21 protein-coding genes and 2 pseudogenes are annotated in these 21,654 nt (G+C 61.1%); 11 read left to right on the top strand and 12 right to left on the bottom strand.

Annotated elements, in window-relative coordinates; genetic code table 11:
* Positions 1-141: 141 nt before the first annotated feature.
* From AC0L2K_RS25055 to AC0L2K_RS25045, 3 genes and pseudogenes are all read left to right on the top strand, one after another.
* Positions 142-839: pseudogene (locus tag AC0L2K_RS25055) on the top strand (IS6 family transposase).
* A 395-nt stretch (positions 840-1,234) separates the two neighbouring features.
* Positions 1,235-1,642 (top strand): SAM domain-containing protein, encoded by a 408-nt coding sequence (locus AC0L2K_RS25050; RefSeq protein ID WP_128247203.1) that lies wholly within the window; start codon positions 1,235-1,237, stop codon positions 1,640-1,642.
* 66 nt (positions 1,643-1,708) lie between these two features.
* A complete protein-coding gene (locus tag AC0L2K_RS25045; protein ID WP_287319660.1) occupies positions 1,709-3,352 on the top strand; it encodes a SulP family inorganic anion transporter in 1,644 nt (547 codons plus the stop codon).
* 1,099 nt (positions 3,353-4,451) lie between these two features.
* On the opposite strand, the gene AC0L2K_RS25040 is transcribed toward AC0L2K_RS25045, so the two are convergent.
* The 3 genes from AC0L2K_RS25040 to AC0L2K_RS25030 all read right to left on the bottom strand — a co-directional run bounded on the left by AC0L2K_RS25040 (position 4,452) and on the right by AC0L2K_RS25030 (position 6,588).
* Positions 4,452-4,661, bottom strand: a complete 210-nt coding sequence (locus AC0L2K_RS25040) for a hypothetical protein (protein WP_023799928.1) — start codon at positions 4,659-4,661, stop codon at positions 4,452-4,454.
* 15 nt (positions 4,662-4,676) lie between these two features.
* Positions 4,677-4,871, bottom strand: coding sequence for a hypothetical protein (locus tag AC0L2K_RS25035; protein ID WP_473532575.1), 195 nt, complete (start codon positions 4,869-4,871; stop codon positions 4,677-4,679).
* Positions 4,872-5,037: 166 nt separating this feature from the next.
* Positions 5,038-6,588, bottom strand: a complete 1,551-nt coding sequence (locus AC0L2K_RS25030) for a CYTH and CHAD domain-containing protein (RefSeq protein WP_473532574.1) — start codon at positions 6,586-6,588, stop codon at positions 5,038-5,040.
* Positions 6,589-6,679: 91 nt separating this feature from the next.
* On the opposite strand from AC0L2K_RS25030, the gene AC0L2K_RS25025 reads away from it, so the two are divergent.
* Together AC0L2K_RS25025 and ppk2 are read left to right on the top strand one after the other, a co-directional pair.
* Complete coding sequence (locus AC0L2K_RS25025) at positions 6,680-8,359, top strand: SulP family inorganic anion transporter (protein WP_473532573.1); 1,680 nt, start codon at positions 6,680-6,682, stop codon at positions 8,357-8,359.
* Between the two features lie 72 nt (positions 8,360-8,431).
* Positions 8,432-9,265 carry a polyphosphate kinase 2 gene (gene ppk2 / locus AC0L2K_RS25020; protein WP_128247200.1) on the top strand — a complete coding sequence of 278 codons (834 nt, stop codon included), beginning with the start codon at positions 8,432-8,434 and terminating at the stop codon, positions 9,263-9,265.
* Between the two features lie 38 nt (positions 9,266-9,303).
* Here ppk2 and AC0L2K_RS25015 read toward each other — a convergent pair whose 3' ends face one another.
* The gene (locus AC0L2K_RS25015) at positions 9,304-9,780 is read right to left on the bottom strand and encodes a histidine kinase (RefSeq protein ID WP_287238919.1); all 477 of its coding nucleotides are present in this window, start codon (positions 9,778-9,780) and stop codon (positions 9,304-9,306) included.
* 313 nt (positions 9,781-10,093) lie between these two features.
* On the opposite strand from AC0L2K_RS25015, the gene AC0L2K_RS25010 reads away from it, so the two are divergent.
* Positions 10,094-10,567: a pentapeptide repeat-containing protein gene (locus AC0L2K_RS25010; RefSeq protein WP_473532572.1), complete on the top strand. Its 474-nt coding sequence runs from the start codon at positions 10,094-10,096 to the stop codon at positions 10,565-10,567.
* A 365-nt stretch (positions 10,568-10,932) separates the two neighbouring features.
* Here the strand turns inward: AC0L2K_RS25010 and AC0L2K_RS25005 are convergent.
* From AC0L2K_RS25005 to AC0L2K_RS24985, 5 genes and pseudogenes are all read right to left on the bottom strand, one after another.
* Positions 10,933-11,173, bottom strand: a pseudogene (locus tag AC0L2K_RS25005) (calcium/proton exchanger); the annotation flags it as partial.
* 264 nt (positions 11,174-11,437) lie between these two features.
* Entirely contained in the window at positions 11,438-11,752 is a 315-nt protein-coding gene (locus AC0L2K_RS25000; protein ID WP_128174437.1) for a DUF6665 family protein, read from the bottom strand.
* A 31-nt stretch (positions 11,753-11,783) separates the two neighbouring features.
* A complete protein-coding gene (locus AC0L2K_RS24995; RefSeq protein WP_473532571.1) occupies positions 11,784-13,667 on the bottom strand; it encodes an ABC transporter ATP-binding protein in 1,884 nt (627 codons plus the stop codon).
* A 25-nt stretch (positions 13,668-13,692) separates the two neighbouring features.
* The gene (locus AC0L2K_RS24990) at positions 13,693-15,567 is read right to left on the bottom strand and encodes an ABC transporter ATP-binding protein (RefSeq protein ID WP_287239008.1); all 1,875 of its coding nucleotides are present in this window, start codon (positions 15,565-15,567) and stop codon (positions 13,693-13,695) included.
* Complete coding sequence (locus tag AC0L2K_RS24985) at positions 15,551-16,021, bottom strand: hypothetical protein (protein WP_287064227.1); 471 nt, start codon at positions 16,019-16,021, stop codon at positions 15,551-15,553. Before AC0L2K_RS24985 ends, AC0L2K_RS24990 begins: the two co-directional genes overlap by 17 nt.
* A 417-nt stretch (positions 16,022-16,438) precedes the next feature.
* Between AC0L2K_RS24985 and AC0L2K_RS24980 the strand changes: the two genes are divergently transcribed.
* A complete protein-coding gene (locus AC0L2K_RS24980) occupies positions 16,439-16,897 on the top strand; it encodes a tRNA (cytidine(34)-2'-O)-methyltransferase (RefSeq protein ID WP_287064228.1) in 459 nt (152 codons plus the stop codon).
* A 169-nt stretch (positions 16,898-17,066) separates the two neighbouring features.
* Positions 17,067-17,513 carry a redox-sensitive transcriptional activator SoxR gene (soxR, locus tag AC0L2K_RS24975; RefSeq protein ID WP_473532570.1) on the top strand — a complete coding sequence of 149 codons (447 nt, stop codon included), beginning with the start codon at positions 17,067-17,069 and terminating at the stop codon, positions 17,511-17,513.
* Here the strand turns inward: soxR and AC0L2K_RS24970 are convergent.
* Positions 17,510-17,767 carry a hypothetical protein gene (locus tag AC0L2K_RS24970; protein ID WP_006202578.1) on the bottom strand — a complete coding sequence of 86 codons (258 nt, stop codon included), beginning with the start codon at positions 17,765-17,767 and terminating at the stop codon, positions 17,510-17,512. The two genes, soxR and AC0L2K_RS24970, sit on opposite strands and share 4 nt — an antisense overlap.
* Positions 17,768-17,872: 105 nt before the next feature.
* On the opposite strand from AC0L2K_RS24970, the gene hemF reads away from it, so the two are divergent.
* The 3 genes from hemF to AC0L2K_RS24955 all read left to right on the top strand — a co-directional run bounded on the left by hemF (position 17,873) and on the right by AC0L2K_RS24955 (position 19,727).
* The gene (gene hemF, locus AC0L2K_RS24965; protein ID WP_287238910.1) at positions 17,873-18,787 is read left to right on the top strand and encodes an oxygen-dependent coproporphyrinogen oxidase; all 915 of its coding nucleotides are present in this window, start codon (positions 17,873-17,875) and stop codon (positions 18,785-18,787) included.
* Positions 18,788-19,033: 246 nt separating this feature from the next.
* A complete protein-coding gene (locus AC0L2K_RS24960; RefSeq protein ID WP_287238909.1) occupies positions 19,034-19,294 on the top strand; it encodes a DUF1344 domain-containing protein in 261 nt (86 codons plus the stop codon).
* Positions 19,295-19,541: 247 nt separating this feature from the next.
* Positions 19,542-19,727 (top strand): DUF1059 domain-containing protein, encoded by a 186-nt coding sequence (locus AC0L2K_RS24955; RefSeq protein ID WP_023799945.1) that lies wholly within the window; start codon positions 19,542-19,544, stop codon positions 19,725-19,727.
* 5 nt (positions 19,728-19,732) lie between these two features.
* Here the strand turns inward: AC0L2K_RS24955 and AC0L2K_RS24950 are convergent, their stop codons facing one another.
* Positions 19,733-21,001 (bottom strand): CCA tRNA nucleotidyltransferase, encoded by a 1,269-nt coding sequence (locus AC0L2K_RS24950; protein WP_473532569.1) that lies wholly within the window; start codon positions 20,999-21,001, stop codon positions 19,733-19,735.
* Positions 20,998-21,630, bottom strand: a complete 633-nt coding sequence (locus AC0L2K_RS24945) for a CoA pyrophosphatase (protein ID WP_473532568.1) — start codon at positions 21,628-21,630, stop codon at positions 20,998-21,000. The genes AC0L2K_RS24950 and AC0L2K_RS24945 overlap by 4 nt, the downstream gene beginning before the upstream one ends.
* Positions 21,631-21,654 lie beyond the last annotated feature (24 nt).

Here is a 21,654-nt window from a genome sequence, read left to right as displayed (position 1 = left end):
AGACACACCTAGCCAGTTTAACTGTCGGTTGATGGTTGGGAGAGGCATTCTGTCGGGTTCCGTTGCAAAATTGGGCTGTGTTGCAAAGCTTTCGGTACCAGGCGCATGGCATGGCCTCTGGTGTTTCGCCGGAGAGTTCAGATGTTCAAGGGCCGCCATTTCGACTAGTCCGTCATTCTGTTTGCGTTCGCTGGTATCTGGCCTACGGCTTGAGCCTTCGCGATTTGAAGGAAATGATGGCCGAGCGCGGCATCAGTATCGATCATTCGACGATCCACCGCTGGGTCGTTCACTTCTCGCCCTTGCTGCTGAAAGGCTTCAATCGGCGCAAGTGTGCCGTCAGCGGAAGGTGGCATATCGACGAAACCTATATCAAGGTTCGCGGCCGCTGGATGTATCTCTATCGCGCCATCGACAGCGTCGGCGACACCGTCGAGTTCTGGTTCAGCGAGCATCGTGATCTGCCGGCGGCCAAACGCTTCCTGCGCAAGGCGTTGCAGCGTCACGGCCACCCCGAGCGCATCGTCATCGACGGCAGCCAGACGAATCGCGAGGCGATCCTTTCCTGTGACGCGGAAAGCCGGCTGCGGGATCGGTCGCGGCGGCAGCTCAAGCCGATCCGCATCCGAAAGAGCCAGTACCTCAACAACCGCATCGAGCAGGATCACCGGCGCATCAACTGTCGTGTGCGGCCTATGCTCGGTTTCAAACTTGGCAAGCGCTATCGCCACGCTGGGCGGGATCGAGATGATCCACATGATGCGAAAACGACAGGCGAGGTACGCCTTCAATCCAAATCCGCTATCGCCGAGCAATTCGAAATCATCGCCGTCGCGTGAGGCTGGGGTCGTTCCCAGAGTTTCTATTGCCAGACGACAATTTTGCAACGGAACCGTTCAGATCATTGCTGCACCCTCACCACGGGCGCCATTGCCGCGCGAGCGGCTTAGTCCAAGGGTCAATTCTTCCGGTCTGCGGAAAGGAAGGACGCGCCATTTCTTGACATTGCCAAGCGCTTCTCCGAAGCTGACCTTCCCCGAGGCAAGAGCATGGGCAAGTCCTGACCTCAGAGCAGGCATCCTTTCGAGAAGCGCGATGCTCGTCGTCAGGCCACCCGTTCCACGCCGATATCTCCGTTTCAGCGGCCTCTTCCAAAGAGATTCCGCCTACTCCATCGATTTGGGATATAGTTGGGAGAACAGGGCAGCCCCCGCAGCCGAAAAGGAGAAGGGGCGTGGATATCGCGAAATGGCTACGGAGCCTCGGCCTGCAGCAATACGAGCAGGCTTTTCGCGACAACGACATTGAAGCTGAAACGCTTCCCCAGCTCACGGCCGACGATCTCGTGCTCGCCGCTATCGCCGCCCTGCGCGCGAATTCGGATACAGCGGCCACCTCGACCACGCGATCCCTGGCGGCGATCTCAGGGACAGCCCCGCCGCTTCCAGAGGCTGAGCGGCGGCAGCTAACGGTGATGTTCGTTGACGTCGTCGGCTCGACGGCACTCGCAGGCCGCCTAGATCCGGAGGACATGCGCGAGATCATCGGAACCTACCATCGCTGCGTCGCCAGACTGAACCGAAATTCCTGGAGTAGGATACAGTTAAGTACCTTCCTTGCCGAGGAGTTACACCCTAGCTAGACTAGGTTGAGAACCCATAACTGACATCGGCAAGATCGCTCGATTGTTGAGCGCTGGCAAAGCGGCGTGAAAAAGCCCTCGATTGTTGCAATCCAACGCCTCGACGTGGTCGCAGGCCTGACGGCCTCAGCCGTCGTCCTGCCAAAGGCGATGGCCTACGCGACGGTTGCGGGCCTGCCGGTGAGTGTCGGACTTTACACGGCCTTCGTGCCGATGATCGTCTACGCGTTGCTTGGCACATCGCGCGTCCTGAGTGTAAGCTCTACGACCACCCTTGCGATTCTCGCTGGGACACAGCTCGGGCTCGCAGTTCCGGACGGTGATCCGGATAAGCTGATCACGGCAACTGCGACGCTCACCGCGCTGACCGGAGCCCTGCTGATCGGGGCCTCAGTGCTTCGCCTCGGGTTCGTCGCCAATTTCATTTCGTCTCCCGTTCTGACCGGCTTCAAGGCCGGTATCGGTCTTGTGATCTTACTCGATCAGGTGCCGAAGCTGCTCGGCGTGCACATTGCGAAGGAAGGCTTCCTCCGCGACATTCTGAGTGTGGCGCACCATTTACCCAACACGTCGCTGCTCACTTTGACCATCGCCATCGCGGCAATACTGGCGCTGTTGGCTATGGAGCGGCTCTGGCCCCATTCGCCGGCTCCCCTCGTAGCGGTGAGCGCGGGGATTGGGCTCTCATGGTTCGTCGGTTTGGATTCTCTGGGCGTCGCGATTGTGGGGTTCATCCCACAGTCGCTCCCTTCGATCACCCTGCCGACTCTCAGCCTCGTCCAGCAACTCTTGCCGGGCGCGCTCGGCATCGCATTGATGAGCTTCACTGAATCGATCGCCGCCGGGCGAGCCTTCGCCGCCCCCGCCGAGCCGCTCATCAAGGCCGACCGCGAGCTTCTTGCAACAGGGGCCGCCAACTTGGCGGGTGCGTTGTTCGGCGCCATGCCGGCGGGCGGTGGTACTTCCCAGACTGCCGTGGTCCGCGCGGTCGGGGGACAAACGCAGAAGGCATCTCTCGTCACGGCCTGTGCCGCGGCGGCCACCATGCTGCTCCTCGCCCCGCTGCTCAGCCTGTTGCCTCAGGCTGTGCTGGCGGCAATCGTGATCGTCTACTCGATCGGACTGATCAAGCCGGCCGAGTTCGTGTCGATCCGCAAGGTACGGCGAATGGAGTTTCGATGGGCGCTGGCGGCCTTCCTTGGCGTACTTGCCTTCGGCACGCTGCAGGGCATCGTCGTGGCGATCGTTCTGTCGCTCGTTGGCTTGGCCAGTCAGTCGGCCAACCCAAATGTCTACGTGATCGGCCGCAAGCGGGGCACCGACGTAGTCCGTCCGTTGTCACCCGAGCACCCGGACGATGAGACATTCGAGGGCCTGCTTATCCTCCGGCCGGAGGGACGGCTCTTCTTCGCCAATGCCCAACGGGTCGCGGATCAGATCCAGGCCCTGGTCGTCGAGCACAAGCCGCGCGTCCTCGCGCTCGACATGAGCCGGGTTTTCGACATCGAGTATTCCGCCCTCCAGATGATAATGGAGGGTGAACGCCGCATAACCGAGCAAGGAATGACGTGTTGGATAGTGGCGCTGAACCCCAGCGTACTCGAATACATCCGGGCCTCTGGCTTCGCCGATCGACTAGGACCCGAGCGTCTATTCTCCAGCGTACGGGGAGCCATCCAGCACTATACGACGAGTTTCAATCAAAACTAGGCACCCATTGGCGCTCGGTCGTGAGCCACCTCTCGGTGGGCGTGAATATGACTGGGGATCCTGCCGTGAAGAGCGGTCGGATGGAACTTCGCTGATCATCCCATGTACTCTGTCAGGCGCGAGACAGGCAGCATTGGCTTGGCTCGAAGGAAGGCACGTACGAAGACCGGGCATTCAGCCGGCCACAGCCGGTGTCCTAGCTGAGATAGTAGGTCAAAGAATAAGACTACATTCCTCAAAGATCAGTGTTGCAAGTCATATGCTTGACCCGTCGATCGTAGTTGCTCAAGTGTTTTTCCTGCGCAACTTCCCGACCCGTCTCCGCCCACCGGATCGGCCTTGCCGCTTACAGTTATGGTGCCGGCCTGCCTGTCTGGCGAAATATAGACGGCAACCCCGTCTTGGCCAATTGTGGACAAATAGAAAGCACGATGCAGGCCGCTAACCTCGCAATGTACTAAGAAAGGAAAGTCATCAAATGATCCCTCGCTGGCATGCGCGATGGCCGCTAACTGCGACAACGCAGTGGCGGCGAAAGTTGCTCTTATGACCATACCACGCGCCTTCACGCGAGGATTCCGCCAAGACGCGACATATGCCATTTGATTGGACCCCACTTTGCTCGCCGTTATTTTTGATGCCGGTTGTGACGGTGGTGTGGACAACCACGCTATTCCCACATCTGCTCTATGAGTGGCTCTTCGAAAACCAAGTTTCGCGCATAAAGTGTCATCTGGCAAGTTTAGGCTCAGCGCATAAGTCCGTCACCCAACTAAGGACTCACTTCACCCTTACAGAGCCAGACGGGCGGATGCGGACCCGAGCGCCACCAACGTCTTACTGAGGGGCGGCGCGCCGACGTTCTTTGGATTCTGTGTTGCGTGCGTGTATCTTGTGGTCCTGCCCAGGGTCAACGACAGGAGGGTCATACGACTGACGGCAAGACCATGCGGGCTCTTCGATTTGTCGGGTATCAGAAGCCCTTTGAGTTTTGCGACGTACCAATTCCGGAGGCTGGGCCAGGCTCTGTACCCGGGTGGAGATCACCGGGAAGAATGCGCCGTTCATAAGATGGCACGGGACGCGGCCAGTGGATTAGTCACTGAACTGGTTCAAGGTTCCGCAACCCGTCGCTGACTAGCTGCAGCGTGGCGATCAGGCGCTTGTATTCCTCGATGATATCAGTCGAGAAATGCGCGAGTTGGACTGCATCGCCCCAATGGTGTGACGCTTCCCACGCAATCATGTCGCGGCAAAGCTCAATCTGTTGCTCGCGGATTGCTATTCGGTCGGCATTGGTTGGACGCAAGCGCCATGCTCCCGATCAAGAGCCGCCGGCTACGCGCTCGGCTATTGCGAACGCCTGCAGGTTCTTGACCTTGCCGTGGTCCTGATCGGCGGTTGCAATAATCGAGAAGAACGCCGCGCAGGCGATATCCTTCTTTGACGCGTTCGGATGCGCTTTCATTGCCGCCTTGGTCAATTGCTTGGGCGTCATGTCTGGCGTCACGACCCGCATCAGGGTGTCGCAATAGCCTGCATCTCAGCAAAACTCCACTTGGCGACGCCAAGCATATTAGCAGGATTGCGGGGAAACGCCATCAACCAAAGTTTGGTCTGTCAAACAATCGCCGCGTCTTCCGGAGGCCAAAGCCGGGCCAGCGATCTCCATGCAGCGGGGCCCGTCACTTCCAGAAGGGGCGGGTCTCGTCGAGGCTTCCCCACAAGGTTTTTGCGCCAGCCCAGCCAAATTCGGCGCGCGCCTGACTCGCTCCGATCACCCATCCGATGGCGCGTTGCGCGGCCGGATCGCCGGCGCCGGGCGCTTCCGCTCCCGTCAACATGGCTCTGGCGACCGCCGCGTCGTTCAGATCGCCGAAGACCGTCTGAAGTTTCTTCAATTGCTTCAGGAACGGTTCAGCACGTTTCGCCGGGTACAAGGGAGAGAAGAACTCAACCGCATAGCGCAGCTTCTTTAGTTCCTTGCGCAACTCGTGGCGCTGCTCCACTTCGAGAGTCTCCAGTCCACGTGCGTGCTTGCTAACTTTCTTCCAGCGCTTGCTGAGTGCCTTGCCAGCCAACTCGACGACCGGCGCTGCAAGCCGCTCGGTCTGGCCAAAATCTTGAGGAACGAGCCAGCCTCGCGCCTCCACGAAACGCGCCAGGTCGATCAGGAACGCCTGCACGCGCGCGTCGGGGAGAACCTTGCGAAGGTGATCGCGCAGTCCCCCCGCCTGCTTCGAGAGAGCATCGGCAAGCGGCGGCAGACCCGGTTCATCCGCGTGGGCCTCGGCCTCCCGCCGTACGATATTGTTCGCCACCATATCGATATCCCTGAGACGCCCGACCTCCTGGCCAAACCAGCGGGCTTCCATGCTGAGCCGCGTCATTTCCGGGCTCTTCAGAACGGAAGCGCAGACAGAGAACGCGCTTCGCAATCGGCGCAGGCCGATCCGCAACTGGTGCGGCCCTTCGGGATCGTCCAGCTCCCGGATCACCACGACATTCGTGGCGACCTGATCGAGGCACTCGCGAAGGACGTCGCGTGCCGCCTGCTCGGCGATCTGAGCCCGATCGAGTGCAACGTCCTCGGCATTGCGGGGCGCGAGCGGCGGGTCGATCCATCCCTGTTCCGCGAGCAGATAGCCGCGCGCCGCCTTGGAAAGGCGGGAGAACCTCAGGCCCCCCTCAGGAAACAGTAGATGTGCAATGTCGAACAATCCGCCGGGGCTGCCCTCGATGATTTCGATCTCGAGTTCACGCAACTCGGCCGAGCGCCCCCCGGCGTGGATTTCGCCGATGTCTATTGCCAGTTCCGCACGCGTGCCGTCCTCAAGGGACAACTCGCTGGCGGAACGCCTGATCACGGTCTCGCAGACGAACTCAAGCGGCGCGCCGTTCACGCGGCGAACGACCTCCTCTCGGACCGCTGCGTCCGGAATCGCTTCGAGACACAGCCGCCCGCCCGGAGCCGGGTTCTCCACCTCGCCAACCTGCGACAGACCGCCATGCTGCTCTGGCTTGGTCTTAACGGTCTGTATCCAACGCCGCCCGTCGCGCCGGAGTCTGAGCGCAATTCCTGCCTTCTTCAGCGCATGATCAGGGGTGTCGAGATAGATGCTTTTGAGCGTCCTGGTTTTCGGGCGGCCAGTAACCAGCTTCAACGCCTTCGCGCGCACGCCCAGTTGGCTCGACGTCAGTTCGTCGAGGAGAAATTTTAGCTCGATCTCGCTCATGGCCGAGTGTTGTAGTATTGTCAGGCCCGGTGCAAGACTATAGAGTAGCTTAAGCTAATAAAATAGTTATGCCAACTAAGGATTCAACCCGGTGGGCTTGCGCCTTCCCGTGCTTACGAGCCTTTCCGGTTATCAACCGGGCTGGGTGCGGAGCGATGTCCCTGCCGGGCTTGCAGTTGCCGCGGTTGGGCTTCCCAGTGCTATCGCCTATCCTGCGATAGCGGGCCTGCCGCCTGAGACCGGCATCTACGCGAGCATCGCGCCGCTGGTTGCCTACGCGATCTTTGGCCCCTCGCGTCAGCTCATAGTCGGTCCGGACGCGGCTACGATGACGGTGCTTGCGGCGGTTTTGGTCGCGGTTACCGCGAGCGTGCCAGTCGGGCTCGAAGTGGACCGAACTGCGATCGCAGCAATCCTCGCGCTTGGCGTCGGTTTGTTTTGCCTGGCGGCGTGGGTGCTTCGGCTCGGCGTTCTTGCAACCTTCCTGTCGCGTCCCATCCTGACGGGGTTCTTCATCGGCATCTCGCTTTCGATCCTGATCGGCCAAATCGGTCGCTTCACCGGACTCAAGATCGAGGCGGAAGGCCTGCTCGCACCGGTCCTCGAACTTCTGCGCAAGGCCGGATCGATACATTGGCCGTCTCTTCTGCTGGCCTTGGGGATGTTCGGTTTGTTGCAGATCGCGCGGGCCATGCGTTTTCCGGTTCCCGGGCCAGTGCTGGTCGTGGTCCTCTCCGTAGTGCTTTCGGCCGTTTTCGACTTTGAAGGACGCGGCATCGCCGTAGTCGGCGATATTCCGACAGGGTTGCCCTCGTTGTCGTTGCCAGCGATCGCTGACCTTCCGATCCAGACATTGGCCCTCGGCGCCGCGGCGATCTTCCTCGTGAGCTACGGCGCCGGCATCATTACGGCCCGCAGCTTTGGGGCAATAGGCGGCTACCCGGTCGATCCAAACCGCGAACTCATCGGATTTGGCGCTGCGAACATAGGGGCGGGCCTTTTCGGCGCCTTCCCGGTGACGGCCTCCGACTCGCGCACGGCGGTCAACCTTACCGTTGGCGGACGCTCGCAGGTGACGAGCATCGTGGCTGCCGCGACCCTGATCGCGACACTGCTGTTTCTCGGTCCGACCCTAAGGATTATCCCGATCCCTGCGCTCGGGGCGATTCTTGCGGCTACTGCAATCAGCCTGATAGATCTCGCCGCCCTTAGGCAGATTTGGCGCATCAGCCGCATGGAGTTCGTCTTCGCCCTTATCGCGATGTGGGGTCCGATCGGTCTGGGCGTCCTTAACGGGGTTGTCATCGCGATCGGCGCGACGCTGGTCTATGTTTTGCGCAAGCTGATGTTTCCCCGCGACGCTATGCTCGGCCGTGTTCCAGGCCATGACGGTTTCTACAAACTGCATCGAACGCCCGAGGCTCGTCAGGTACCCGGCCTCGCCGTATGCCTCATTCAAGGCAGCCTGCTGTTCTTCAACACCGACTACGTCGCATCGCGGCTGCGGTCCATTGCCCAGGAATTGCCGGCCGACACACGCTGGCTGCTGATTGATGCAAGTGCAATTTCCCAGATCGACAGCTCGGCAGCGGCAATGCTGGAGGAGCTATGTGACGAATTGCGCAATCGCGGGATCAGGCTTGGCGTAGCGGAGCTTCACGCCGAAGCGCGCGATATCCTTGTTCGCGCCGGCGTGATCGAGCGCATTGGCTCCGACATGGTCTTCGACATTCCCGAAGAGGCGTATCATGCGTTCGAGGCCCAAGCGTGACAGTTCAGGGACTCTCCTGCTGTCACCTAACTGTCATTTTAATGGCTGCGTGTCAGTGGAGTGGAGGAAGACATGAGTAAGAAGAATAGAGACAGGGCGGCGGCTACGATATCCGAACCGGCGGAGGAAGCAAAATCGGGAGGAAAAAAATATGCGAAGGAACTCGCCCGGTTGCAGGTCGAGCTTTCCCACCTTCAGGCCTGGGTAAAGAAGTCTGGTGCCCGCATCTTGATCATTTTCGAGGGCCGTGACGCCGCCGGGAAAGGCGGCGTGATCAAGCGCATCACCGAGCGCGTCAGCCCACGCGTGTTCCGCGTCGTCGCCCTGCCGGCTCCGACCGATCGGGAGAAGACCCAGATCTACATTCAGCGCTACGTCCAGCACCTGCCCGCCGGAGGCGAGATCGTGATATTCGACCGCTCCTGGTACAACCGTCCTGGCGTTGAACGCGTCATGGGCTTCTGTAGCGAGAAGCAGGTGCGGCGCTTTCTCGAACAGGCGCCAGGTTTTGAAGCCACCCTTGTCGAAAGCGGCATAACGTTGCTCAAATACTTCCTCGATGTGAGTGAGGAAGAACAGGAGCGGCGTTTCCGACAGCGGGCCGACGACCCCCTTCGACAGTGGAAACTGAGCCCGATGGATGTCGAATCGTACAACCGCTGGTGGGATTACACCCGCGCTTACGACGAGATGATCCGTGCAACAGACACAAGGCATGCGCCCTGGTGGATTGTGCCGTCAAACGACAAGAAGCGCGCGCGCATCAACTGCATTTCGCACATTCTGAGCTCCATCCCCTATGAGCGCGTCGAGTTCGAAAAACCTAACTTCAGCAAACGCCAGAAGCGGCCCGACAACTTCGTGGACGATGCAACTCCGCGCAACGTGGTGCCGAACGTGCTTTGACCCAGCTATACACGCAGTTCAGAACCATTTACCGGTTCCTATTTGGTTTCGGGCTCCCAATTTAAGAAGAAGCCGACGTCGCCAGGGATTCCGCCGGGGAAGTTAATAATCATGGCCTTAAGCTTGTAACCCTGCGGCTTCGCATTCTTCTGGTAGCGCTCATAGAACTGCTTGGCCTTCCCCTGGAGCGTTTCGGGCCATTGCGGATCAGCGCTGTTGATGGCTCGGCCGCTGTCAGTGCAAAGGCCCGACGGAAAACTATATACTAGTGCTTCGTACTTGCCGTTCTTGACAGCGTTCATCACCAGGCGGCGGACCATCGCGATTTCATTCTCGTTCACCTGGTCCTTGAGGAAACTTTCTGTGAACTTCGTGAGCTCCTGATTTTTTTTCGCCCGCAGCTTTTCCTGCTTGTCTGCCTCCGCCATCTGCTCCTCTAGGAGAGCCATTCGCAGTTGCTCAGCGCTCGGCGGCGCCGCATTTATGTCTAAAGCTGTGTCTTTGATGTTGGCCATTTTCTCCTCCACTCGAAACCGTTCGAGAATAGAACACAGAGGCAGATCGACGTCTTGCCAATCTCGTTCGTTGGGCTCAATTCATGCCCACCCAACCGCAAGACGTAAATCAGCAGGGTAGTCGACTGAGGCAGGCTTCCAGCCGCACGTTGAAGGAATCGGCCGCCGCGGCAAGAAGTCTTGTCTTCGCAGTCCAGCTACCATTCCATGATGCCATGTGGGCACATCAAGGTCAAATTCGCGATAGGCGGTAGAATGTGTCGCGACAGGCCGCGCTAGTAGCAATTACCGGAATCGGCTTCCCGGGGCGAGCATGGGCGATAGGACCTGTTTGAGTGATACCCATTGCCATAATACCGGTCGCCATAATACCGGTTGCGGTAATACCGGTCGCGGTAATACGGTTCGCCATAATACCGGTCGCCATAATACCGGTTGCGGTAATACCGGTCGCGGTAATACGGTTCGCCATAATAGGATCCGCCATAATAGGCTCCGCCATAATAAGGTCTGCCATAATAGGATCCGCCATAATAGGCTCCGCCATAATAAGGTCTGCCATAATAAGGTCTGCCATAATAAGGTCTGCCGTAATAAGGATCGCCGTAGAAGCCGCTTCGGTAATACCCGCCGTAGTAGCCGTTGTTGTTGGCGATCATGCTGCCGAGCAGCGCTCCAGCGACAAATGCGCCGGCGGGAAACCAAAAGTCGTTGTGCCTATGGTATCCCGGACGATAGTGGCGATAGCCGCGATAACCCCTGTACCAGCCATCTCGAATTTGGATGACATCGGACTGCGCGCTTTGTGCCCTGGGCACGAAGATCGGTGCGGCATCAACTGGAACAGTGCTTGTAAGTGCAAAAGTGGCGACCAGGGAGGTCGCTATACCTGACAGGAACCTCATGATCGCGTCCCTCGCTGGTGGCAATGTTTGCCGTATGCGAAACGTCGTCATTAACTGAAAGAATCCAAATTTGTTCCCGAGACCGGCAAATTGTCTCAAGCCGCTCCGAACCTTTGACGGTCAGACAGGCCGCCGTCCCCAGAGCTACGGGCGCCGGCAACATCGATTCGCCTGCGTCCGGATGGGGATCCCCGCCGCCGAAAAACTCCCGATGCGTTTTAAGCGAGAATACCAGACCCAGTGAGTAGATGATCAGTTCGGTGAGGTTGCCCAGCGTCGCATTGAGAAGGCCGCCCACCCGTATCGCCCGTTTTGGTCGCCATCGACTCGGTGGCGTAGCTCAGCAGCGCGGCCAGCGGCACGATCGCCAGCACGGAAAGCACAAAAAGCAGCGTGTGTGCTTCGGGCTCGAGTGCTTGGGCGACGAACACCGCAGGCGCAAAGGCCAACAACCAGAGAACGGGATTGTCACGGATTTCTTTGAGCAAGGGGGGCCATGGATACGATCAGCGAAATACTGTTTGTCTTAGAACGAGCGCTGGCTGGTCCATGGCTTCAACCCCGCCAGCAGGCTTCCGAGCCATCAGTGCTGGTTGCCAAAAATGTCAGCTATCAGGCAGCGAAATGGGCTGATGAAGGGCGGCTTCGGGTCAACTTATTCCGTAGCGCGAGCGAATCTGGACGACTGGAACGGGTCGAAATCGGTATTTATTTCGTCTTCGGTACCAAGCGTCAGATTTCAACACTAGTGTCTATTTCGCGCCGAGCCTGGCCAGCACGGCCTTGGGGATGTTGTATTCCCGGATCACTGCGTCGTGCTTGCGCAAGCCGCACAATTCGCGCTGGATGAAATAGCCATGGACCGCCTCCGCCGCGTCCCTGAGCAGGCGAGCACGACGTTCGCCATCCTCGCCATGTTCACGCAACCTCGCCAGCGTTTCATCCACCCGCCGGCCGGCGCGGCCGAGCGCCGCCGCCTTTTCGCCGAGGATTTCATGGCCGAGCAGGTCGAGCGCGCTCTCCCGCGCTCCCGACCGTCCGAAATTCGATGGCATTCTCACCGACATGATTCACTCCGTTTTTTGCTGAAATCTGGCCCTACTCCGCCGGCCGCGTCTCCTCCAGCACGCTCTCCTCGTTGAACAGGAAGCCGCCGGACTGCCGCTTCCACAGCCGCGCATAAAGCCCGTCGATAGCGACCAGTTCGTCATGCGTGCCTTGTTCGACGATGCGGCCGCCGTCGAGCACCACCAGGCGATCGAGTGCCGCGATGGTCGACAGCCGGTGCGCGATGGCGATGACCGTCTTGTTCTCCATCAGCCGCACCAGATTTTCCTGGATGGCCGCCTCGATGTCGGAATCGAGCGCCGACGTCGCCTCGTCGAGTATCAGGATCGGCGCGTCCTTGAGGAAGACGCGGGCGATCGCCACGCGCTGGCGCTGGCCGCCAGACAATTTCACGCCGCGCTCGCCGACAAAGGCCTCATAGCCCTGGCGATCGCGATTGTCGCGCAAGTCGAGGATGAAATCGTGCGCCTCGGCCTTCTTCGCGGCCGCGATCACCTCGGCGTCGGTTGCTTCCGGCATGCCGAGCTTGATGTTGTCGCGCAAGGAACGGTGGAAAAGCGCGGTATCCTGGCTGACGACACCAATGTTGGCACGCAGCGAATTCTGCGTCACCTTCGAGACGTCCTGGCCGTCGATGGTGATCTTGCCGGCCTCGAGCTCGTAGAGGCGCAGGATCAGATTGGCCAGCGTCGTCTTGCCGGCGCCGGACGGACCGACCAGTCCGACCTTCTCGCCCGGCCGCACGACAAGATCGATGCCGTTGAGCACGCCGAATCCCTTGCCGTAGTGGAACTCGACGTTGTTCACTTCGATCCGGCCGCCGGTCACGACAAGCTCCTTGGCGTCGGGCGTATCGGTCAGGCCGAGCGGCTGCGAGATCAGCGCCTTCGAGTTTTCCAGCACGCCGAGATTCCGCAGGATGCTGTTGAGCTGCATCATCAGCCGGCCGAGCAGCATGTTGAGCCGCAACACCAGGGACAGCGTGAAGGCGACGGCGCCGACGGTGATCGAGCCTTCGAGCCAGAGATAGACGGCAAAACAGGCGATCGCGGTGATCATGATCCCCGACAGCGTCGTCAGCGCCATGCGCACGCCGGTCAGCCTGCGGGTGAACGGGCGCAGCGCATCGAGATAGATGTTGAAGCCGCTCCTGATGTATCGGTCGTCGCCATCGGCGGAGAACAGCTTCAGCGTCTGCACGTTCGAGTAGGAATCGACAAAGCGGCCGGTGATCATCGAACCGGCCTCTGCGGTTTGCTCGGCATGCTTGCGGATCGCCGGCAGATAGCGCTTGGCCAGCCAGCCGAAGGCGGTGATCCAGATCACCACCAGCGCCGCCAGCCGCAAGTCGAGGCCGGCGACCAGCACCAGCGTCGTCACCGTATAGACGACCATGAACCAGACGACCTCGATGAAGCTTTGCATCAAATCGCCGGTCGCCTGCCCGGCCTGCCAGACTTTTGTTGCGATGCGGCCGGCGAAATCGTTCTGGAAGAAGTTGTAGGACTGGCGCGAGACATGGCGGTGCGCCTGCCAGCGCACCAGATTGTAGAAGCCGGGGGTGATCGTCTGCTCGTCGACCAGCGCCGCCAGGCCTACGACGATGGTGCGGACGACCAGCACCACGGCGGCCATGAAGACAAGTTCGGGACCGGCGGCAATCCACAGCGCATCCCAGCTACGCTCGCCAGGGAGCTGGTCGAGAATGTCGACCAGCCTGCCGACGAAGTAGAACAGCCCAGCCTCGACCAGCGGCGCAATGCCGCCGATGACAAGCATGGCGAAGAAGGCGACCTTCGCCTGGCCGACATAGTGCCAGAGGAAACCGCTGACGCTGACCGGTGGCCGAAGGCTCGCGGGCTCCCTGAACGGATAGACCCAGTTCTCGAACCAGCGATAGACGGCAATCATCATTCTGGTGCCATCATTCTGCGGCCCATCATTCCGCTGCTTGACCCTTGACCATGGCATCGTTGGCGGCCGCACGCTCGTCGAGCAGGAAGCCGCCCGACTGACGCTGCCAAAGCTGCGCATAGAGCCCGCCGCTGGCGACGAGTTGCTCATGCGAACCCTCCTCGATGACGCGGCCCTTGTCCATAACGACGAGCCGGTCCATCGCCGCGATCGTCGAGAGCCGGTGCGCGATGGCGATGACGGTCTTGCCTTGCATGAGCTTGTAAAGGTTCTCCTGGATCGCCGCCTCGGCCTCTGAATCGAGCGCAGACGTCGCCTCGTCGAGGATGAGGATCGGTGCGTCCTTCAGCATAACACGGGCAATCGCGATGCGTTGCCGCTGGCCGCCTGACAATTTGACGCCACGATCGCCGACATGCGCATCGAAACCGGTGCGGCCACTGGCGTCCGAAAGCCTTGATATGAAATCAAGCGCCTCGGCGCGGCGTGCTGCCTCGACCAGCATCTCGTTGCTGGCGTCCGGTCGGCCATAAAGGATGTTCTCGCGCACTGAGCGATGCAGCAGCGAGGTATCCTGCGTGACCATGGCGATCTGGGCGCGCAGCGAATCCTGCGTCACCGCCGCGATTTCCTGGCCGTCGATCAGGATCTTGCCGCTTTCAAGGTCGTAGAAGCGCAACAGAAGGTTGACCAGCGTCGACTTGCCGGCGCCCGAGCGGCCAACGATGCCGACCTTTTCGCCCGGCTTCACCGTCAGCGACAGGCGTTCGATCATGCCTTTCTGCTTGCCGTAGTGGAAGCGGATGTCTTCGAAACGGATCTCGCCCTTGGTCACGACAATGTCCTTGGCGCCAGGCCTGTCTTCGACGACGCGCGGCAGCGAGATCGAGCTGATGCCGTCCTGCACCGTGCCGATATTCTCGAACAGGGTGGACATCTCCCACATGATCCATTGCGACATGCCCCAGAGCCGAAGCACGAGGCCGATGACCAGGGCGACGGCGCCGATCGTCACCACCTGGCCGAGCCAAAGCCACAGCGAGATCGCAGTGACCGAAAACAACAGCAGTGAGTTGAGGACGTAGAGCAGGCCGTAGAGCTGCGTCACCAACCGCATCGATCGGTAGACCGTATCGAGAAAGCCGGCCATGCCTTCCCGGGCGAAGGACGCCTCGCGCCGCGCATGCGAGAACAGCTTGACCGTCTGGATGTTGGAGTAGCTGTCGACGACGCGGCCGGTCATGGTCGAGCGCGCGTTGGCCTGCTCCTCGCCGACCTTGCCCAACCGCGGGATGAAATAGCGCAGCAGCAAGACATAGCCGGCAAGCCAGACGGCAAGCGGTCCCGCCAGCCGCCAGTCGGCCGAGCCGACGATGAACAGCATGCCGAGGAAATACACCACGACATAATTGAGCACATCGATAAGCTTGATGACGCATTCGCGCACGGCGAGCGCCGTCTGCATCAGCTTGGTCGCGATGCGTCCGGCGAACTCGTCCTGGTAGAAGGCCATCGACTGCTTGAGCAGGTAGCGATGCACCTGCCAGCGGATACGCATCGGATAGTTGCCCATCAGCGTCTGCTGGTTGAGGAGCGCATGGAACCAGACCGTCGCCGGCAGCGCGAAAACCACGATGAAAGCCATGCCTGCGAGCTTCCAGCCCTCGGTCTGCAGGAATGTCTCGCGATTCTGCACCGACAGCCAGTCGACGATCCTGCCCATGAAGCCGAACATCCACACTTCGGCAAGGGCGATAGCCGTCACCAGCATCGCATCGATTGCGATGTAGGGCCAGGCGCCGCGCGTATAGTGGACGCAGAAGGCGATCAGCGTCTTCGGCGGCTCGACCGGCTCCTCGGCAGGGAACGGATCGAGCCTTGTTTCAAACCAGCGGAACATTGTCTTGGTACTCACATGCTCGTTTTCGCTCTCGCCGCGCGGGAGCGTGTAGCGTCCTGGGAGCGCATGGCGTCATGGGTCGCGTGGCAGCAAGGACCGGCGTCCCGGAATCACCCGGGCCGCCGATCCTGCTTCGCGCAATATAGGATGTCGCGGGCTTTTCGCCGACAGGCTCGTTTGACGATCCTGACAGCGCTGCGTCGACGACCCGGAGTTTCGCGCCGGATTTCGCGCCAGGGCGGATCAGCCTGATAATCCGGCGCACCAGCGACGGCCGGCTGCGGTCGGGAACCGCGCGCGAGAAGTCGACGTCCGGCAGCATGCCGCGATGCGGGCGCCGGCGGGTTTCGGCGTGAACCGCCGACGAGTAGGTTTCGCCGACCAACAGCGCCCAGGTCGCCATCCTGCGCTCGTGCAGGTTTCTTGAACCGGGAATTTTGCAGGGATCGAACATCGGTCCGTCCTCCATGTGAAAATCGGGAGAAAAATCCGGCCTGTTCGCAGCTGAATGGCCAGCGAAAGGCTGGGGTTGAACAGCGGCGTGCTCAGGCGGGGCGTTCAGCCCCTTCGACAGCTTGAAAAACATCGCAGGATTCCTTCGAAGACCGAAAAAGGGTTTCGGCTAAGAATCGGTGCGATCGAAGTCTAAAAGGTCAGGAGAATCGTCGAACCGAAACCGCCGGCAGGCTGGTAAGCCCACATGAGGGGCGCTGGATGTGCATGATCATCATGAATTACCCCTCCATCGGTTCGGGTTGACAATGCCCGGCGTATAACCGACTTCGCAGAAAATGACCACCCGCCGGTCCAGAAATTTCCAAAACGGCGAACCTGTTGTGGCCGATCTGCCACTTATTAGAAGGATGCGGAAATGAACAACCGTCTCCGCATTGCGCTCTACCAGCCGGATATCGCCGGCAACACCGGGACAATCCTGCGGTTCGCGGCTTGCCTCGGTCTCGGCGTCGACATCATCGAACCGGCCGGCTTCCCGCTCTCCGACCGGGCGCTGAAACGGGCCGGCATGGATTATCTCGAAATGGCGGCCCTGACCCGGCATGTCGAATGGCAAGCCTTCGAGCACTGGCGCAGAGGCGAAGCGCGGCGGCTGGTGCTGCTGTCGACCAGAGCCGCGACCGCCTACACCGATTTCGCCTTCGCCGGTGCCGACATTCTTCTGTTCGGCCGCGAATCCGCAGGCGTGCCTGACCCTGTCCACGAGGCGGCGGATGCGCGACTGATCATCCCGATGCAGCCGGGCGCGCGCAGCATCAACGTCGCGCTTTCCGTCGCCATGGTGGCCGGCGAGGCGATCCGACAGCTCGGATAGGATTTGCAGATCCTCAGCGGGTGCAGCGATTGTGGCGGCTTTCTCGCCGACGACCGCACCGTCACTTGTCATTCTCACCCAGGCGCACATCGCCTTCTCCTGCGGTTTGCATTTCAAGGGTTTCTTCGTTACAAGCTCAACTTAACTTGAGGTCAAGCGGAAAATTCGAATGGCTGCGGTGATGGAACTGACGGTCGGCCAGGTGGCCACGCGTAGCGGGGTGGCAGTGTCGGCGCTGCATTTCTACGAGGCGCGCGGACTGATCCGCAGCCACCGCACATCAGGCAACCAGCGGCGCTACGGCCGCGACGTGCTGCGGCGGGTGGCGATCATCAAGGTGGCACAGGAGGTCGGCATCTCGCTGGCCGAGATTGGCGAGGCATTGGCATCGCTGCCTGAAGGCCGCACGCCGACGCGCGAGGACTGGAATGTGCTTTCAACCGCCTGGCGCGACCAGCTCGATCGCAAGATTGCCCAGTTGAAGAAGCTGCGCGACGGGCTGACCGACTGCATCGGCTGCGGCTGCATGTCGATCGACAAGTGCCCGCTGCGTAACAAGGAAGACCGGCTGAGCGCCCAAGGCCCGGGAGCAAGGCGGTTGTTGGTCGCTCGCTAATCCGCCGCCGGCAATCGCCTGATGGTGAATTCGATGACGTCGCCCGGCCGCTCGAACCAGCTTTCGATCTCGGTCCAGTAGGCCTGCTTGGGAAAGCGCTCGAACCACTCTTTCGCCTTGAGCCGCGCATCGGAGCGCGGCAGGACGAAGGTCTCGCGCAAAAACCCGTCGCGCGGCATGCGCTCGCGCTCGGCACGCGAACGGTCGAGCCTCTTCTTCAGGCCATCCAGCGGCGGTCTTGCCGGAGTGCGCACGAAAGAACTCCATTCACACTTGACCCTTGCACCTAAGAGATTAGGGATCGCGGCCGGAAAAGACGAGTCATTTGTCGGGGTACGCCCGACAACAGGAGACAGCATTTGCAACGACCCGAAATACCGGCGGGGCTGCCGGCCGACATCGAACAGAAGAAGATGAAGGCGCGGCTGTGGTTCGAGACGCTGCGCGAGCGCATCTGCGCCGCCTTCGAGCAGATCGAGCAGGACCTGCAGGGGCCGCAGGCCTCATGGTCGCCCGGCCGCTTCGAAAAGACGCCGTGGCAGCGCGACGCCGGCAAGGGCGGCGGCGGCACCATGTCGATGATGCGCGGCCGCGTCTTCGAGAAGGTCGGCGTCCACACCTCGACGGTCTATGGCGAGTTCTCGCCGGAGTTCAGGAAGCAGATGCCGGGCGCCGAGGAAGACCCGCGCTTCTGGGCGAGCGGCATTTCGCTGATCGCCCATCCGTGGAACCCCAACGTGCCGGCGGTGCACATGAACACGCGCATGGTCGTCACCTCGCGCCAATGGTTCGGCGGCGGCGCCGACCTGACGCCGGTGCTCGACCGTCGCCGCAGCCAGGAGGACCCGGACACGGTCGCCTTCCACCGCGCCATGCAATTTGCCTGCGAGAAGCACGCTGGCGTCGCCGACCACGCGAAATTCAAGGCCTGGTGCGACGAGTATTTCTATCTGCCGCACCGCAACGAACCGCGCGGCACCGGCGGCATCTTCTTCGACTGGCTGCATTCGGACGAGGACAAAGGCGGTTGGAACGCCGATTTCAACTTCGTCCAGGATGTCGGGCGCACTTTTCTCGTCGTCTACGGGCATTTGGTGCGGGCCAATTTCAACGACAACTGGACCGAGGGCGACCGCGAAGAACAGCTCATTCGCCGCGGCCGCTATGTCGAATTCAATTTGCTTCACGATCGCGGCACCATCTTCGGGCTGAGGACCGGCGGCAACGTTGCCGCGATCCTGTCCAGCCTGCCGCCAGAGGTGAAATGGCCGTAAACTCTCGGTGAGTTGGACGTGAGTCGTAATCAGGTCCAAATCGCAGGATTCTGGCGGCGAATGTGGCGCGCAGAATATCTTTTTCGTCTAATATCTACTTGAAAAAACAAGACTATTTTTCGTTACGGGCCGGGAAACGCCGGCGGTTCTCGCCTCCCTGGAACCGCGACCCGACGCGACCGGACGGCCCATGATTGAGTGGGGCACCTTCCAAAAATGGTGCCTTCATTTCCAGGAGAGCATGCCATGCGCAAGCTTATTATGTCGGTTGCGGCTGCTGCCGTTCTTGCCTCTGGTGGCGCTGCCTTCGCAGCGGTCAAGCACACTACGGGCACGGTCAAGATCTATGATGGAACGGCCATGAGCCTTGTTCTGGATAACGGATCTACCTTTACGCTGCCCAAGGCCTTCAAGAATCCTGGCCTGAAGGTCGGCGAAAAGGTCCGCGTTTCGTGGGACATGAGCGGCAAGCACAAAATCGCCGAGGCAGTCAGGATCGTGAAGTGATGGCCTGGCCGCTGGAGCAAGACGGGGTCTTGCCTCCGGGGTAGCGTCAAGAGGGCGGAGCAGCGATGCTCCGCCTTTTTCGGTCTCTGCAGCAACCAAAACCATCCGATCGTGTTATGCTGGTTCGGCCAGCGCATGACCCGAATACCGAGCCGGTTTCCGACAGGGATCATGCGTCGATCAAAGGTGCTGGAGCTTCCGTGTCAGAGCAGATGCGGCGCTTCGAGGAGGAAAAGGGAGAAATCCGATGAAGGAATTCCACTGCGGCTCGCTGGTTCCGGGTTGTGACTGGCATACGCGCGCCGACGAGGAAGCCGAGATCATGCGTCGTGCCGTCGAGCATATGCGTGAGACGCATGGCGAGACGATCATTCGCGAGACGATGATCGAAGCGATCCGTTCGCGCATCGAAAAGGCTCGCGACGCGGCCTGATTTGCCTAATTTTCGAGTGCTTCTGCGGCGCGGTTGAGAAGTGCGCCGCGATCCAGCGCAAAGCCGGACTCGATCCACTCGTTTTCGAGGTTCTTCAGGGTTGCGCCGAGTTTCGGCCCGGGCGACGCGCCAAGCCTCGTCAGATCGGCGCCCTTGAGCGGAAAGTCGGGCTTTTTCCATTTTCCGGCAAAGGCCAGCAGCCGCGAAAAGCCGCCAGCTTCGAGCAGCGCGTCGTTGTCCTCGACGGCGCGGGCTCGAGCGGAAGCGAGCGACAGCCGCAAGCGATCGACAAGGCCCTGACGATCGCCGCGATAGAGCCGTTTTGCGAGTTCCGCTTCGGTCGTCTTCGGCCCGACGGGCGCTGTCAGCGCCCACTGCCTGAGACGACCGGCGTCGCTGACGGAGAACCTCAACCGCTCGGCGAGCGTCTTCATCCGCGCTGCGTCCGGCGGCACGATCGCTTCCAGCCTGAGCAGCGGGTCCGGCATCCAGTCGAGATCCTTCTCCGCCCTGGTCAGCGCATGGATCGCATCGATGCCCCATTTCTCGCTCTCCGGCAGAACGCTGGTGAGCACGCCCGCCTGGCGCATCCACAGCAGGGCGCGCGATGGATCGGGGGCCGACAGCAGCTTCTTCAGTTCGGACCAGACGCGCTCGACCGAGAGTTGGCCAAGCCCCTCCTTGAGCCGGGCGCAAGCCTTCAGCCCTTCGGCATCCGGCCGGCCGTCGCCATACCAGGCGAAGAAGCGGAAAAAGCGTAGGATGCGCAGATAATCCTCGCGGATGCGCGCCTCCGGATCGCCGATGAAGCGCAGCCGGCGCGCCTCGATATCGGCAATGCCGCCGACCAGGTCGACGATCGTGCCGTCGGCCTCGGCATAGAGCGCGTTGATGGTGAAATCGCGTCGTTCCGCATCGGCCTTCCAGTCGCGCCCGAACAACACTTTTGCCCGCCGTCCGTCGGTCTCGATGTCGGCGCGCAGCGTGGTCACCTCGAATGGCTTGCCGCCGGCGACAATCGTGATGGTGCCGTGCTCGATGCCGGTCGGCACCGCCTTGAAACCCGCCGCCTTGGCGCGGCGGATGGTCTCGTCAGGCACGGTTGTGGTGGCGATATCGACGTCGGCAACCGGCTGGCCGATGAGCGCATTGCGCACCGCACCGCCGGCGACGCGCGCCTCCTCGCCGCCATCCGCCAAAGCCGCCAGCAGGCGCTGCAAATGCCGTTCCCCGAGCCAGTCGGCTTTGCCCGCGAGCGACACCCGGCCGCTCACGTATAGAGCCTTTCATAGAGCGTGCGGATGATGCCCGCGGTGACGCCCCAGATGCGTTGTCCGTCATAGGGCATTTCGTAGAAGACCCATTCGAGATCGTTCCACATGCGGCTGTCGCGGCCGTGGTTGGCCGGGTCCATCAGAAAGCGCAGCGGCACTTCGAAGGCGGCGTCGACCTCCTCGGAATTCAGCGTCAGTGAAAAGTCCGGCCGCACTATTCCCAGCACCGGGGCGATCCGGTAGCCGCTGCCGGAGACGTAATCGGGCATGCGGCCAATGATCTCGACCCGATCCTGGCCAAGCCCGATCTCCTCGAATGTCTCGCGCAATGCCGCCGCCTCCGGGCTCGGATCGGTAGGATCGATCGTGCCTCCGGGAAAGGCCACCTGCCCCGAATGGCTGCGCAGCTTTTCCGCCCGCTTGGTCAGCAGAACCGTTGCATCGCGTCCATGATCGACCACCGCGATCAGCACGGCGGCATCGCGCAGCGCCTTTGCGAGCTTCAAACGCGGATGTCCCGGGTTGAAGCGATGGTCGCCATAATCGTCGGCGGCATGCGCCAGCGGCTGCGCCGCGACGCGGGCGCGAAAATCTGCGGCCGAAAACGGCGCCGGCGTCACTTGGTCCATAGTGTCACCTGGTTCATCGCGTCA

Source organism: Mesorhizobium sp. WSM4817, from assembly GCF_055811135.1.
The sequence above is the reverse complement of the archived record's forward strand: the minus strand, read 5'-3'. Positions and strand labels throughout refer to the sequence as shown.